Annotated in this window: 10 protein-coding genes and 2 tRNA genes; 6 read left to right on the forward strand and 6 right to left on the reverse strand. The window is 33.2% G+C overall.

The window, feature by feature from the left end:
• Nucleotides 1–85 precede the first annotated feature (85 nt).
• From Q0842_RS05900 to Q0842_RS05925, 6 genes are all read right to left on the reverse strand, one after another.
• Nucleotides 86–376 carry a hypothetical protein gene (locus Q0842_RS05900; protein ID WP_298495434.1) on the reverse strand — a complete coding sequence of 97 codons (291 nt, stop codon included), beginning with the start codon at nucleotides 374–376 and terminating at the stop codon, nucleotides 86–88.
• An 81-nt stretch (nucleotides 377–457) separates the two neighbouring features.
• Nucleotides 458–973 carry a hypothetical protein gene (locus Q0842_RS05905; RefSeq protein WP_298495437.1) on the reverse strand — a complete coding sequence of 172 codons (516 nt, stop codon included), beginning with the start codon at nucleotides 971–973 and terminating at the stop codon, nucleotides 458–460.
• 203 nt (nucleotides 974–1,176) lie between these two features.
• Nucleotides 1,177–3,801 carry a glucosidase gene (locus Q0842_RS05910; protein WP_298495440.1) on the reverse strand — a complete coding sequence of 875 codons (2,625 nt, stop codon included), beginning with the start codon at nucleotides 3,799–3,801 and terminating at the stop codon, nucleotides 1,177–1,179.
• Nucleotides 3,802–4,203: 402 nt separating this feature from the next.
• Nucleotides 4,204–5,031 (reverse strand): cupin domain-containing protein, encoded by an 828-nt coding sequence (locus Q0842_RS05915; RefSeq protein WP_298495443.1) that lies wholly within the window; start codon nucleotides 5,029–5,031, stop codon nucleotides 4,204–4,206.
• 100 nt (nucleotides 5,032–5,131) lie between these two features.
• Nucleotides 5,132–5,794 (reverse strand): bifunctional 2-polyprenyl-6-hydroxyphenol methylase/3-demethylubiquinol 3-O-methyltransferase UbiG, encoded by a 663-nt coding sequence (locus Q0842_RS05920; protein ID WP_298495445.1) that lies wholly within the window; start codon nucleotides 5,792–5,794, stop codon nucleotides 5,132–5,134.
• Nucleotides 5,784–6,320, reverse strand: coding sequence for an RNA methyltransferase (locus Q0842_RS05925; protein WP_298495447.1), 537 nt, complete (start codon nucleotides 6,318–6,320; stop codon nucleotides 5,784–5,786). Before Q0842_RS05925 ends, Q0842_RS05920 begins: the two co-directional genes overlap by 11 nt.
• Before the next feature lie 128 nt (nucleotides 6,321–6,448).
• Between Q0842_RS05925 and mutS the strand changes: the two genes are divergently transcribed.
• From mutS to Q0842_RS05955, 6 genes are all read left to right on the forward strand, one after another.
• Nucleotides 6,449–9,061 carry a DNA mismatch repair protein MutS gene (gene mutS, locus Q0842_RS05930; RefSeq protein WP_298495448.1) on the forward strand — a complete coding sequence of 871 codons (2,613 nt, stop codon included), beginning with the start codon at nucleotides 6,449–6,451 and terminating at the stop codon, nucleotides 9,059–9,061.
• 99 nt (nucleotides 9,062–9,160) lie between these two features.
• Nucleotides 9,161–9,232 (forward strand) — tRNA-Gly (locus tag Q0842_RS05935).
• A 26-nt stretch (nucleotides 9,233–9,258) separates the two neighbouring features.
• Nucleotides 9,259–9,342, forward strand: a tRNA-Leu gene (locus Q0842_RS05940).
• A 195-nt stretch (nucleotides 9,343–9,537) separates the two neighbouring features.
• A complete protein-coding gene (locus tag Q0842_RS05945) occupies nucleotides 9,538–9,951 on the forward strand; it encodes a hypothetical protein (RefSeq protein WP_298495452.1) in 414 nt (137 codons plus the stop codon).
• 108 nt (nucleotides 9,952–10,059) lie between these two features.
• On the forward strand, nucleotides 10,060–13,788 hold the full coding sequence (locus Q0842_RS05950) for an efflux RND transporter permease subunit (protein ID WP_298495455.1): 3,729 nt from the start codon (nucleotides 10,060–10,062) through the stop codon (nucleotides 13,786–13,788).
• Nucleotides 13,785–15,002, forward strand: coding sequence for a TolC family protein (locus tag Q0842_RS05955; RefSeq protein ID WP_298495458.1), 1,218 nt, complete (start codon nucleotides 13,785–13,787; stop codon nucleotides 15,000–15,002). Before Q0842_RS05950 ends, Q0842_RS05955 begins: the two co-directional genes overlap by 4 nt.
• Nucleotide 15,003: the final 1 nt, after the last annotated feature.

Below are 15,003 nucleotides of genomic sequence, written 5' to 3' on the forward strand. Positions count from 1 at the left end.
ATATGATAATACTTATAGAAGTGTGTTGGCTAAAAATTAAGTGAATTTTACTTGTTTTTTACCACAGTACTTTGTTGTGCATAGTTTATGCTTGTTCTTCTCTAAATTTTGGAATAATTAGGAATATACTACCTAGTATAAAAATTAATGTCTTAATGTAAAACGTCCATTCTAATTGATTCAAAACAGATTTTTTCTCAGCTTTAAGGTTATTCCAGTACTTCCAATCTTTGTTGATTACATCGAAACTAACTTTACTCCTAATTTCTCCATTATATAATTCACTATTGGAATAAGTATCAGCCGCTAACATATATAAATCATCAATTTTTTGATGAAGTTGATATTTATCTACATCATTAGAAATTTCAGTCAAATTTATTTCTAAGAACTGCCAGCCAAAAGAGATTAGAATTAAAATCAGACCCCAACCCTCAAGTTTTTTATCAGTCATATTTTACATAAATTTATTTAATAGAATGGCAATAATAGTTGTCAAAATAATACCAAAAATGAATATTACGTAATCACGAATTGCGCTTCTTTTATTTCCTTTATTCAGTATTTCTTCAAAGTGTTTTAGAGATTCGACAGGAACTTTTTCCATTGCGGATATTTTTTCTTTTAAATCGCTTTCTTGAGTTTCCAATTCAGTCAAAGTCGATTCCAAATTTTCAATAGTTTGTTGTTTTTCTCGACTAATTTTTGATATTTCTTCAATTACTCCATCAATTTCCTCTGTTGCATTTTTTAATGTTGCAAGTGAACTAGCAAGCTTTTCTTTGAAAGGTTTATTCTTATCTTTATTAAATATGAAAATTTGTTCAAGAACTCTTGACCATCTGGTTTCAGGGTTTTCAATATAATATTTTTCAGCTTTTGGGAAAATAACTTTATTCAGTAAAGGACGGAAAACTCCAAAGAGTAAACCAAGTACTGCTGATAATAAGGCTCCTATTATTTCAAATCCCATATTTTATTCAAATTATGCACAACTCGTTATATGTAAATATTTACTAACGATATCCCTTAATTAAGTTGGGATATAGTAATTTATTTACTACTGTTACCCCGTAAATATAACTATTTTTTCCTACAAAAAATAAAAAATCCCTTACAAGAATATCTATTTTTTAAGACTTTCCAATAAGGGATTTTATTATAAGCTAGAAAGTTTTAATCCTCATCCATTTCCATTACTAAATTAGCAATAAGTGAGGTCCATCCAGTTTGGTGTGAGGCACCAAGACCTTTACCACTATCGCCATCAAAAAACTCATAGAAAAAGTGTTCGTTTTTAAAATGGTTGTCTTTTGTAAATACTTGGTCGGCATCTTCAGAGTGGTACGGGAATTTACCATCTTCATTAGGTTCAAAAAGTTTAATGAGTCTTTTGGTAATTTCGTTTGCAATTTGCTTTAAATTTAGCTTGTTACCAGAGCCTGTAGGGAATTCGTATTTATACTCGTCGCCATAAAAGGTATAGTATTTTCTTAAAGATTGAATAATCATATAATTTAACGGCATCCAAATAGGTCCGCGCCAATTAGAGTTACCGCCAAACATGTTAGAGCGACTTTCGCCAGATTCGTATTGTATTTGATGATGCCCATGATGGTGAAAAACAAATGGGTATTTTTCATGGTATTTTGAAAGCGAACGTATACCGTAATCTGATAAAAATTCGTCTTCATCTAACAAGCGTTTAAGTAAATGTTCTAATCTAAAACCTCGCATGATTGCAAACAAATAGTTTCCATCTTCATTAGCTTTTTCTAAATTAGAAATTAAGGAGGCTAAATCGGGTCTTGTTTTAATAATGCGGTTGGCTCTTCTTTTAAATTCTTTTAATTCATCAAATAAGTCTTTGTGTATAATTTCAACAGCAAACATAGGTATTACACCTACCAAAGAACGCACCCTTAAACGGTCTGTAGCTCCGCTTGACATTTCAACAACATCATAATAAAAATTATCTGCATCATCCCAAAGCGAAATATCTTTTTTACCAATGTGGTGCATGGCCCAAGCAATATTTAAAAAGTGCCTAAAAAAGTTAGCTGCAGCTTCCTCATAAACTTTATTGGTTTCGGCTAGCTCTAAAGATATGCGTAGCATATTAATAGAAAACATGGCCATCCAACTGGTGGCATCGGCTTGTTGCATTCTGTTTATGCCCGGAGGCATGTGGTTTCTGTCAAAAACCCCAATGTTATCTAATCCTAAAAAGCCACCTTCAAAAAGGTTGGTGCCGCTTTTATCTTTTTGGTTTACCCACCAAGTGTAATTTATTTGCAATTTATGGAAGGCTTTTTCTAAAAAGGCTGTATCGCCTTTGCTCGTTTTTTCTTTATCTTTTTCGTAAACTTTCCATACGGCGTATGAGTGTACGGGCGGGTTTACATCGCTAAAATTCCACTCGTAGGCCGGAATTTGACCGTTAGGATGCATATAGCTTTCTTCTAAAAATAACAACAACTGCTGTTTGGCAAAATACGGGTCTATTTCTACAAACGATGCCATATGAAATGCTAAATCCCAGGCGGCATACCAAGGGTATTCCCATTTATCTGGCATAGAAATAATATGGCGGTTGGTAAGGTGTTGCCAACTGTAATTTCGCATATTGGTACGTTGTGGCTTGCTTTCTCCTGGGCCACCAAATAGCCATTTAAACACATCGAAATAGTAAAATTGCTTGGTCCATAACAAACCTGAAAAGGCTTTTCTAGCCAGTTCCTGTCTTTGTTCTGGTAAGTCTTTTTGTATAATGTCGCCATAAAAAGCTTCGCACTCTTGTATGCGTTGGTTAAAAATGGCATCGAAATCGGACCATGGGTCGTTTAAAGCATCCTTGCTTAGTCTTACTTTAACGCTTTTTTCTTCGCCGGCTTTTAAATTAAATTTATGCCAAACAGCCATTTTAGAACCCGTTTTTTTAGGGTTAACTGTTTTTTTGTTGTTTACAACATGTTCGTGAATGCCATCTTTAACATAAGGCACTTCGTTTTTTATATTGTAAATACGTTTGTTGTTGGTTTCGTTTTCGCAAAATAACTGTTCGCCGCCTTCGTGGTAAAAATAGTAATCGCCATTTCGTGGGCTGCTAGATTGTGCTGCGAATTTGTTGGTCGATTTTATGGTTGGGCGTTCGTGTTTTATATTATGTTTCCAGAAATTCCTGAACCAAAAATGTGGTAATACATGAATATTGGCTGCTTTATCGCCTCGGTTAACCACCGTAACTTTCATTAAAATATCATCGACACCTGCTTTTGCATACTCAATAAAACAATCAAAATAGGCACTATCTTTAAAGCAACCGGTATCTAAAAGTTCGTATTCATCTTCGTGTCTGCCACGTGATGCATTAACGTTTACCAACTCCGAATACGGAAATTTACTATGCGGATATTTATATAAGTATTTATTGTAAGTGTGTGTTGGCGTAGATACTTGATGGAAATAAAGTTCCTTTACATCTTCACCGTGGTTACCTTGGTTATTGGTAAGCCCAAACAAACGCTCTTTTAAAATGCTGTCGTTTCCGTTCCAAAAGGCTGGAGCCAAACATAATATTTCTCTAGAGTCGCAAAAACCACCAATGCCTTCTTCGCCCCAGCGGTAAGCGTTACTTCTGGCTTTGTCGTGGTCTATAAACTCCCAAGATTCGCCATGTTCGCTATAATCTTCGCGCACGGTTCCCCATTGCCTTTCGGCCAAATAAGGGCCCCATTTTTTCCAATTTTTGTAATTATCTGCAACCTCTAACCGTTCTGCTTCAGGATTTTTATTAGCCATAAATTATATAGTTATAATTTTAAAAACAATTTAAGTAAAATTAATGCTTTTAACTAGCAAGTAGTCATTTGAATTTTAATATTGTATAAATTCAATTTTTAAAAGGAATTTTTTAGATATCTATTTAAAAAACAAGTTTTTAATTGTTGAAATGATATTTTTAAACAATAAATTACTATTGCTGTTTGGTTCAATTATAGGTGTGTTTTTTTGCCTAAATACTTTAAATATTTTTGAATTCTTGTTAGTTTATTAAGCAGCATAGTTTAGGATAGTAAGATGGTCTTAATTTTTTTTAAAGCACCCCTAACTAATTATGAAAAAGCAGAAATAAATTAGTTTAATTTTTTAAAAAAGAATTTAGTTTAAATTCTCAAATACCATAAAGGAGAATTATTTATACTAATCGTCTTTTGTGTTATGTGTTTTTAACCATTCTTCTCCGTCTTTATCAACAAAGAAATCCATCCAAACATAGTACATTTCGTTATCGGCTTTCACACTTACTGAGTGGCTTGAGCCTCTAGGAATATGCAGTAAGGAATACTCGGGGAAGTTTACTTGAGCCTCATCGGCATATACAATAGTATGATTGTTTGAAAGCCCTAAGAATAATTGCTCTAACATAGCATGTTCATGAGCGCCAACTTTATCGGGTCCTATAGTTTTAACAGTACCCATGGCTACCCTTGGGATGTATTTATTTGGTAAAATAGTTCTGCTTGTTGTTTGTGGGCTTTTAATTGGTTCGGTATATGATTTGCAATCTGTAAACTTTTTAAAATAAATATTATTGGTGTTCTCTTCTGGAAATGTTTTAATGTCTTCTTTATCTAATTCTGTTTGTAAAACAGCTATTTTAAGGTAGTGTAAGGTGTCATTTTTAATAGGTGTAAATGAAATATCTTTCACGTTATTAGGTAGCATTATGGTTTCTGGTACAATATTGTATGTTTTACCGCCAGAAGATAATTGGCCATAGCCTTTTATAAATAAATAAATTAATTTGTATCCTGTTTTAACCTCTACTTGTTTAGTAACATCGCTTGTAATGGTTGCATGCTCGGAAATTACCCCATCAATTTCGTTGCTTAAAATGATTTTGTTTTGTGTATGCTGGTTAGATTCTAAATCCATTGATAAAAATTCAATTGGAATGTCTTGAGAATAAGCAGGTATTGAACAAAAAACTAGGGTAGTAACAATACTAAAAATATATTTAATTTTCATGGTAAAGTAAATTGGTTTACCAATTTACTTAAAAAAGATTAATTTAAGCTTAAAAAGAATAAAAGAATTAAATATTTTGTGAAAGACTTAGATTAAGTTTTTAAAAAGTTTGATACAAAGTTGTTACTATTCGTCCACAATTAGGTTTCAAAATATGTTCATGAAGTTGCTCTTCTTTCTTAATTTTAAAATTAAAAGGCGATTCTAATATATTAACACCGCTGTTTTGTTTTAATCTGATGCCTTGGCCAGAAATAATATCTAAATTAGGCGTAAAATTAGTTGATGGTAAGTGTTCTGTTAATATTAAATATTTATAATGTGTTAGCTTTTTTACAACATTTTTAATTTCGGTATTTGATAAATGTTGTAGCACTTGTCTTAGTATAATACAGTCTGCGGGAGGTAATTTGTCTTTTGAAATATCTAAGCAGTAAAAATCTAAATTGTCTTCTTGATAGTTTTTTTTGTTTCTATTAATAAGATTTTCAACAATATCAATAGCAATATATTTTTTGGTAAAAGGTGTTAGGTGTTTCCCTATATTAAAATCGCCACATCCTAAATCGCAAACTACAAGCGCGTTATTGTGTGACTTTAAAAAAGCATTTATACTCTCTAAATAAGGATTTATAATTTCTGGGTTATGAGAGCCTATACCCGAATAAAAATCAAATTCGTTCCCGCCCCAAAGATGCATATCGTAAATCTGGTGCATGACATCTTTTGTAGGCCAAGGCTTTTTAGTTTTCTTAGCTGTCATTTCTAAGTTTACTAAACACATCCCAAACTACAACCCCACAACTTACCGATATGTTTAAAGAGTGTTTAGTTCCAAATTGCGGAATTTCTATAACCACATCACTATTGCTAACAACATTTTGGGCAACGCCTTTTACCTCGTTACCAAAAACCAGAGCGTAAGTAGTTTGTTTCTCGGGTTTAAAATGGTTAAGCATGGTGGCATTTTCTGCTTGTTCAATAGCACATATTTTTACATTTTCTGCTTGTAAACGTTTAATTAAATCAAGCGTGTTTTCAACATATTCCCAAGCAACAGTATCAGTACTTCCTAAAGCCGTTTTATGAATGTCTTTATGAGGTGGTGTTGCTGTAATACCGCAGAGGTAAATTTTTTCAACTAAAAAAGCATCACTAGTTCTAAAAACAGAACCAATATTATTTAAGCTCCTAATATTGTCTAGAACAATAATAATAGGTGTTTTTTCAACCTCTTTAAAAGCTTCAACACTTAATCTTTCTAATTCACTATTTTTTAATTTCCGCATAATTTATTGTTGAAATCTCTTTCTAATTGTAGATAACTTCTAATAGATCAACTTCAAAACACCTGAAATTAATAGTACATTGCATGCTACAATTTTGTCAAAAATAATACTAAAAAATAACATACCCATTGGCTAAAAAAGCAAAAAAGATAACACCTTTAATGAAACAGTACAATGCTATAAAAGTAAAGTATCCAGATGCTTTGTTATTGTTTCGTGTAGGCGATTTTTATGAAACCTTTGGTAGTGATGCTGTAAAAGCAGCAGGTATTTTGGGTATTATTTTAACCAAGCGAGGAGCAGGTAGTGAGAGCGAAACGGAACTGGCAGGATTTCCGCATCATTCATTAAACACCTATTTGCCAAAACTTGTAAAAGCTGGTGAGCGTGTTGCAATTTGTGATCAATTAGAAGATCCAAAGCAAACAAAAACCATTGTAAAGCGTGGGGTTACAGAGTTGGTAACGCCAGGTGTTGCTTTAAATGATGAGGTTTTAGTTTCTAAATCTAATAATTTTTTATGTTCTGTTTATTTTGATAAAAAGTATATAGGCATTTCTTTTTTAGATATTTCTACGGGTGAATTTTTAACTTCACAAGGAAATGCCGAATATATTGATAAGTTACTTCAAAATTTTAGCCCTAGCGAAGTGTTAGTTTCTAAGCAAAAACGCACACTCTTTAATGAAACTTTTGGCGACGATTTTCATACGTTTTATTTAGAAGATTGGGTTTATCAAACCGATTATGCTTATGAAACATTAATTAAGCATTTTAACACTAAAACATTAAAAGGTTTTGGTATTGAAAATTTATACGAAGGCATTATAGCTTCTGGTTCCATATTACATTACTTAGGAGAAACACAACATAATAAGTTACAACATATCACTTCAATATCTAGAATTGCTGAACATGATTATGTATGGATGGATAAATTTACTATTAGAAATTTAGAGCTTTACAACTCAACAAACAATAATGCCGTAACCCTTTTAAATGTTATTGATAAAACTATTTCTCCTATGGGAGGTAGGTTATTAAAACGTTGGTTAGCATTGCCTTTAAAAAACGTTGAAAAAATTAAACAGCGTCATGAAGTTGTTAGTTTTTTGACTAAAGAAAATACAGTACTTCAAAAAATTCAAAATCATATTAAGCATATTGGTGATTTAGAGCGATTAATCTCAAAAACAGCCACAGGAAAGGTAAATCCACGTGAGGTTATTCAGCTTAAAAATTCTTTAGAAGCCATAGTGCCTATAAAATCTTTAGCATCTAACTGTGCTAATGAATCTTTAAAGGTTATTGGTGATAAGCTACACAACTGCAATGTGCTTCGCGAAAAAATAAAAGAAACTTTAAATGAAGATGCTCCTGTAAATGTTTTAAAAGGTAATAGTATTGCAGCCGGTTTTTCTTCAGAATTGGATGAATTAAGAAATTTATCTAAATCTGGTAAAGATTACTTGGACAATATGCTAGAACGTGAAACAGAACGTACAGGTATTACATCACTTAAAATAGCTTCAAATAATGTTTTTGGGTATTATATAGAGGTAAGAAATACGCATAAAGATAAAGTTCCTGAAGAATGGATACGTAAGCAAACTTTGGTGAATGCAGAGCGTTACATAACAGAAGAGCTTAAAGAATATGAAGCAAAAATTTTAGGAGCCGAAGATAAAATTCAAGCCATAGAGCAACAGCTGTTTTCAGAATTGGTAGTTTGGTTAAATCAATATATAAAACCAGTACAGCAAAATGCTTATTTAATTGGGCAATTAGATTGTTTGTGTGGGTTTACACAACTGGCAAAGGACAACAACTATATATATCCTACTATAGATGACTCTTTTGATTTAGATATTAAAGATGGGCGCCATCCTGTTATAGAAAAACAATTACCAATTGGCGAAGCTTATATAGCAAATGATGTTTTTCTTGACAGAACAGATCAACAAATTATTATGATTACAGGACCTAATATGTCTGGTAAATCGGCAATATTACGTCAAACAGCCTTAATTGTATTGTTGGCTCAAATAGGAAGTTTTGTGCCTGCTAAAGAAGCTAGAATAGGCTTAGTAGATAAAATATTTACGCGAGTAGGTGCGAGTGACAATATATCTATGGGCGAATCTACTTTTATGGTAGAAATGAATGAAACGGCTTCCATATTAAATAACATCTCTGAAAGGAGTTTAGTGTTGCTTGACGAAATTGGTCGTGGAACCAGTACTTATGATGGAATTTCAATAGCTTGGGCTATTAGCGAATATTTACATGAGCACCCGGCAAAGCCAAAAACATTATTTGCAACACACTACCACGAACTAAATGAAATGAGTGAAACTTTTGGGCGTATTAAAAACTTTAATGTGTCTGTAAAAGAATTAAAGGATAACGTGTTGTTTTTAAGAAAACTTGTTGAAGGTGGTAGCGCTCATAGTTTTGGTATTCATGTTGCAAAAATGGCAGGTATGCCACAGCAAGTTTTACACCGTGCCAACACCATTTTGAAGAAATTAGAGCAATCTCATTCAAGTGAAGAGCTTACAGACAAGGTAAAAACTTTAAATGACGACATGCAACTAAGTTTTTTTAATCTTGACGACCCTTTACTAGAAAACATCAAAGATGAAATATTACACATTGATATTGATACACTTACGCCTGTTGAGGCGCTTATGAAATTGAATGAAATTAAGCGTATGTTAGTCAAGAAAAAACAAGCTTAAAATAATTTTAATTTATTTTACTAAAAAGGCTTTGCAATTAATATAAAAATTTTAAATTTGCATCCGCAATAGCAATATTGCACGTTCATTAAAATGACTGCGAAAGTAGCTCAGGGGTAGAGCATCACCTTGCCAAGGTGGGGGTCGCGGGTTCAAATCCCGTCTTTCGCTCTGAAACTTTCTTAAAATATACCAATGCTGAAGTGGTGGAATTGGTAGACACGTTGGACTTAAAATCCAATGTCCATTAGGACGTACGGGTTCAAGTCCCGTCTTCAGTACTAAGCCTTTACAAGATTTCTTGTAAAGGCTTTTTTTATTCAGGTACAACATAGGTACAACAAATTGATGTTTTTTATATATTCATTTTATTTGAAATGAATTAGTGGTTTTTGATTGTAATTATTATTACAGAATACTTAAACTGTTGTTAATTAATTACTATCATTTCAAAATTTCGTAACTTCGTACCCATTATGAAACAAGTATTCCATCAAATAATGTCTTTGACAATGGCTTTTGTAGTGTTATTCTCTACAATGTCATTTGCTGTTAATATGCATTATTGTGGCGATACTTTAGTTGAAACTGCTATCTTCCATAAGGCTAAAGGATGCGGAATGGAAATGGAAAAACCTTCAACTGAAGGCTGTTCTATTACAAAAAAGAATTGTTGTAACGATGAACAATTAGTAGTTGATGGACAAGACGAACTACAACTTCAAGTTGACAAAATTTCTTTTGAACAACAAGTATTTATAGCTTCATTTGTTTACACCTATATTAACCTTTTTGAAGGTTTAGACAACAATGTATCTTCTTTCGAAGAATACGAACCACCACTCGTCATAAGGCAACTCTACAAGATTGACGAGACTTATTTAATTTGATTTTTAAACTTTAGACTGTTTTATCCTATGGCTTTATGTCATAAGGATAACTTGCTGTATTCGGTGTTTTCATAACGCCAATGTCTAACTGTTTAATAATCAAAGCTAATGCTAAATAAAAGCATCAAATTTTTAATAGAAAACAAACTCGTAGCAGTTCTGCTACTCGTCCTTTTTGTTGGTTGGGGAACTGTAAACGCACCTTTTAATTGGGACACAGGATTTTTACCAAGCAACCCAGTAGCGGTGGATGCCATTCCAGATATTGGAGAAAACCAACAAATTGTATTCACAAAGTGGGATGGTCGTTCGCCACAAGATATAGAAGATCAAATCACTTATCCTTTAACTACTTCTTTACTCGGTATTCCAGGAGTGAAAACTATTCGTAGCTCTTCTATGTTTGGGTTTTCAAGTATCTATATCATTTTTGAAGAAGATATAGAATTCTATTGGAGTCGCAGTCGCATCCTCGAAAAACTCAATTCATTACCAAGTGGATTATTACCAGAAGGTGTTAATCCTGCATTGGGACCAGATGCCACAGGTTTAGGGCAAATATTTTGGTACACTCTTGAAGGTCGAGATGAAAACGGAAATGTTACTGGTGGATGGGATTTACACGAACTGCGTAGCATTCAAGATTACTATGTAAAATATGCTTTATCTACTGCAAGTGGTGTTTCTGAAGTAGCTTCCATTGGTGGTTATGTTCAGGAGTATCAAGTTGATGTTAATCCAGAGTTGATGCGTCAATATAACATTAGTTTAAACCAGATTGTAAAAGCGGTTAAAAGTAGTAATCAAGATATTGGTGCGCAGACTTTAGAAATCAATCAAGCTGAATATTTAGTGCGTGGTCTAGGTTATGTAAAATCTGTTGAAGATATTGAAAATGCTGTAGTTACTTCAGAAGATTTTACTTCAATTAAGATTAAAGACATAGGTAAAGTATCATTAGGTCCAGCAACACGAAGAGGTTTATTGGATAAAGAAGGTGCGGAAGTCGTTGGTGGTGTTGTAGTGGCACGATATGGTGCAAATCCAATGGAAGTCATTAATAATGTAAAAGCGCAAATTGAGGAGCTGAAAGGCGGATTACCTTCAAAGGTATTGGCAGATGGACGAACATCTCAATTAACTGTTGTTCCTTTCTATGATCGTACCGGGCTTATTGAAGAAACATTAGACACGCTTAATGAAGCGTTGACACTAGAAATATTAATTACCATTTTGGTTATTATTGTTATGGTTTTCAATTTAAGAGCTTCTATTTTAATTTCTGGATTGTTGCCTGTTGCAGTATTAATGGTATTTGTTACCATGAAACTGTTTAACGTAGATGCCAATATTGTAGCACTTTCTGGTATTGCTATTGCAATTGGAACTATGGTAGATGTAGGCGTCATTCTCGCAGAAAATATGATTCGCCATCTCGATGATGACAAATTACGATTACGAGAAGATGGTACAGAGTTAACTACGAATGAAGTAGTTTATAATGCGACTGCCGAAGTTTCTGGAGCGATTTTAACTGCGGTATTAACTACAATTATCAGCTTTGTTCCTGTATTTACAATGATTGGTGCAGAAGGAAAATTGTTTAGACCACTTGCATTTACCAAAACGATGGCGTTATCGGCATCTTTGGTTATTGCGCTGTTTTTAATTCCACCATTCGCAGCTTATTTATTCAGAAAAACATCATTTAAAAAGTCATTTAAATACATCATAAATGGTGCTTTAATAATTACTGGAATAGCAATTATGGTTACTGGATATTGGTTAGGGATTATTTTAATTGCTTTTGGTATTACTAGTTTACTTGGAGTTTTGGGTAAACTAAATAAGAAAAATAACAATCTTGTAAATATTATTATTTCATGTACTGCCATTATATTTTTACTTGCCGAATATTGGAGACCATTAGGCTTTGACAGAAGTATTCTAGTAAACTTAATTTTTGTAGCTATTATTTGCTTCGGAATTTTAGGAATATTTTCAATTTTCAGAAGGTATTATGGACAAATTTTAAATTGGGCTTTAGCAAACAAGTTATTGTTTTTAATTATTCCAGCAACTGTGCTTGTTTCTGGAGGATGGATAATGAATAATACAGGAAAAGAATTTATGCCATCTCTAAACGAAGGCTCTTTTCTACTAATGCCAACCTCATTACCACATTCAGGTGTTGCCGAAAATAAACGTGTTCTTCAACAATTGGATATGGCTGTAGCCACCATTCCAGAAATTGAAACTGTAGTAGGAAAGTCTGGTAGAACAGAATCTGCATTAGACCCTGCGCCTTTATCTATGTACGAAAACATGATTCAATATAAGTCTGAATACATGCGTAACTCAAAAGGAAAAAGACAACGTTACAAAGTAAACGACGATGGTGCTTTTGAATTGAAAGATGGAACATTTATCGCCAATCCTAATAATTCCGAAAATGTTGTTTTTACAAAAGTTAGACATGCTCAACTTATCGAAGATAATGATGGCGAATTCTATCGTAATTGGCGACCAGAAATTAATAGTCCTGATGATATTTGGAATGAAATAGTTAGAGTTACCAAATTACCAGGAGTTACTTCTGCACCAAAATTACAACCGATAGAAACCAGATTGGTAATGCTTCAAACTGGAATGCGTGCACCAATGGGAATAAAAGTAAAAGGACAAGATTTAAAACAAATTGAAGCGTTTGGATTGCAGCTAGAAACCATTCTTAAACAAGCAGAAGGTGTAAAAGAGCAAGCTGTTTTTGCAGATAGAATTGTAGGGAAACCTTATTTACTTATTGATATTGATAGAGAAAAAATAGCACGTTATGGTGTATCTATAGAAGATGTACAAAGTGTGCTGAAAGTAGCAATTGGCGGTATGGCTATTACTCAAACTGTAGAAGGAAGAGAACGCTATACTGTTAGAGTGCGGTATCCTAGAGAGCTACGTGGTAATCCAGAAGATATAAAAGGCATTTATATTCCTGTTGAAAAAGGAAGCCCAGTTCCGTTAAGTGAATTAGCGACTATTCGTTATGAGCAAGGTCCACAAGTCATAAAAAGTGAAGACACCTTTTTGGTCGGCTATGTGTTGTTTGATAAATTAGATGGATTTGCAGAAGTTGATGTTGTTGAAAATGCGCAAGCTTTATTTCAACAGAAAATAGATTCAGGAGAATTAAATGTTCCAAAGGGCATCAGCTATAAATTTACAGGAACTTATGAAAATCAGTTACGAGCAGAAAAAACGCTTTCTGTTGTCGTTCCATTAGCGCTTGCTATTATTTTCTTGATTCTGTATTTCCAGTTCAAATCTGTTACTACTTCATTAATGGTTTTTACAGGAATAACGGTTGCTTTTGCAGGTGGTTTTATAATGATATGGTTGTACGGTCAAGATTGGTTTTTCAATTTCAGTTTGTTTGGAGAGAATATGCGAGACCTTTTCAATATGAAAACTATCAATTTAAGTGTTGCGGTTTGGGTAGGTTTTATAGCATTATTTGGTATTGCTACAGATGATGGTGTCGTTATGGCAACATACCTCACGCAAACTTTTGAGCGTGAAAAACCTTCTGATAAAAAAAGCATTAGAGCTTCCGCTTTACAAGCTGCCGAAAAACGTATTCGTCCGTGTTTAATGACTACTGTAACTACCATTTTGGCGCTGTTACCAGTATTGACATCCACAGGAAAAGGAAGTGATATTATGATACCTATGGCAATTCCAATATTTGGCGGAATGGTTATAGACATTACCTCTTATTTTATTGTACCGGTATTATATAGCTGGAGAGAAGAGTTTAAATTGAAAAGAGCAAACAAATGAAAAGAATAATTTATACACTCATCGGTTTATTAACTTTTAGTGTTTCTAATGCACAAGAATTAGAAACGCTTATTAATGAAGCATTAAATAACAATCCTGAAATTCAAAAGTTTGAATTACAGTATAGTATTGCTTCCGAAAAAGTGAATGAAGTAAATACATTGCCTAATACTGAATTTGGTGTGGGTTACTTCGTAAGCGAACCAGAAACCCGAACAGGAGCACAACGCTTTAAAGTGTCAGCAAAACAGATGTTGCCTTGGTTTGGTACAATAACATCAAGAGAAAATTATGTCAGTTCATTAGCTGATGCAAAATATGAAGACATTGTTATTGCAAAGCGAAAATTGATGGCTTCTGTATCACAATCCTATTATAATCTTTTCGCTAATAAAGCAAAACAAGAGGTTTTAAGCGAGAATATTAAACTATTGGAAACCTATGAGACTTTAGCGCTAACCTCGGTTGAGGTTGGTAAAGCATCAGCTGTAGATGTGTTGCGATTGCAAATGCGTCAAAATGAAATGCAACAACTAAAAGATGTTTTAAGTCAACAGTTTTTAGCAGAACAAACCAATTTCAATAAGCTTTTGAACAGGAAAAATGATACTGCTGTTACTGTGGTAGATAGTTTAATGATGCCTTCAGAAGACTTTGAAATCACTACTAAAAATTTAGCCTTACACCCTGAATTACTAAAATTCGATAAACTTTATCAGTCGGTAGAACAATCCGAATTATTAAACCAAAAAGAAAGCAGTCCTATGATTGGTTTTGGCTTGGACTATATCAATGTTTCTGAAAGACCAGATATGAATTTCTCGGATAACGGTAAAGATATTGTGATGCCAATGGTTTCGGTGTCCATCCCAATATTCAATAAGAAATACAAATCTCAAACCAAGCAAAATAAGTTGCAACAACAGGAAATTACGGCTCAAAAACAAGAACGATTAAACACTTTGGAAACGCTTTTAAGTAAAGCAATTAATGAGCGTATTTCGACAAGAATAAGTTATGAGACTCAAACCAAGAACTTAAAACAAGCCAAAGATGCTGAAGACATTTTAATCAAAAGCTACGAAACAGGAACGATTGATTTTAATGATGTTTTGGATATTCAAGAATTACAACTAAAATTTCAAATGAACCAAATAGAATCTGTGAAGACCTACTATGTTCAGAGTACTATAATTAATTATTTAATTCAGTAAA

It is taken from the genome of uncultured Algibacter sp. (genome assembly GCF_947495675.1).
Lineage (GTDB): Bacteria > Bacteroidota > Bacteroidia > Flavobacteriales > Flavobacteriaceae > Algibacter_B.